Genomic DNA, 893 nt, shown 5'->3' with positions numbered 1-893 from the left:
TGACGCCATGGGCGACGACTTGAAATGGGAAGTGTCGCGCGGTGGGGCCTTGTTTCCGCATCTCTACCGCCAAATCCGGCTCAGCGATGTGGTTTGGTCCCGCCCCCTGCCCTTCGATGGCCAAACCCACCAATTCCCGAGCGAGATGGTATGACCGCCTATATTGATCCCGATCGTGAACAGTTCGAAGCCTTCAAGGCATTGGATCGGGATCAACCCATCGAGATGCTGAACCTTGTCAGGTTTCGTGCCAAGGCCGACTATCCGGTGGGCCACGCCTTGGCGGATAAAAATTTGACGGGAGCAGAAGCCTATCGCCACTACGGGGCTGAGACCGCCCCGATCATCGCCAGAATCGGTGCGTCGATCCTGTGGCGTGGGGCGTTTCAGACCACATTGATCGGACCGCAACACGAGGCTTGGGACGAAGTGTTCATTGCCCGCTATCCTACCGCTCACGCGTTTCTTGAGATGGTAACAGATCCAACCTACCGGTCTGCGGTGGTCCACCGTCAGGCCGCCGTCGCAACCTCCCGCCTGATCCGCTGTGGCACCGCGCAAGGAGGCGCGTCCTTCGGATGAAACTAACCGAAAAACTGGGCCTCGCCGCCCTGCACCGTATGGACCCTGAAGCGGCCCATGGTCTGTCGATCAAGGCCCTGCAGGCCGGTCTGGCCCCGACGCCCGGACCGGTGACGTCATCGCGTTTAAGGACCGAGCTCGCAGGGCTGCGCCTGCCCAACCCCGTAGGCCTCGCCGCCGGGTTCGACAAGAACGGAGAGGTTCTGGCCCCTCTCTCCCGTGCCGGTTTCGGTTTCATCGTGGTCGGAGCGGTGACCCCGCGCCCGCAACCCGGCAACCCGAAACCCCGCCTGTTCCGCCTGACCGAGGAC

The 893-nt window shown here is 62.5% G+C and carries 2 protein-coding genes and 1 pseudogene; all 3 read left to right on the top strand.

The window, feature by feature from the left end:
* Positions 1 to 154 (top strand): DUF952 domain-containing protein (locus ACR0E6_RS21865; RefSeq protein WP_480587271.1); only part of this gene is annotated, 154 nt, incomplete at its 5' end.
* Positions 151 to 582, top strand: a complete 432-nt coding sequence (locus tag ACR0E6_RS21860) for a DUF1330 domain-containing protein (protein ID WP_480563807.1) — start codon at positions 151 to 153, stop codon at positions 580 to 582. The genes ACR0E6_RS21865 and ACR0E6_RS21860, both read left to right, overlap by 4 nt.
* A pseudogene (locus ACR0E6_RS21855) lies at positions 579 to 893 on the top strand (quinone-dependent dihydroorotate dehydrogenase); the annotation flags it as partial. The gene ACR0E6_RS21860 and the pseudogene ACR0E6_RS21855, both read left to right, overlap by 4 nt.

This window comes from Ruegeria sp. AP12, from assembly GCF_056540025.1.
This window is presented reverse-complemented; position numbering and strand designations above follow the sequence as displayed.

Excerpts from the sequence above, each read along its gene's own strand:
- ACR0E6_RS21860 (WP_480563807.1), top strand. The coding sequence starts at position 151 with ATGACCGCCTATATTGATCCCGATCGTGAACAGTTCGAAGCCTTCAAG.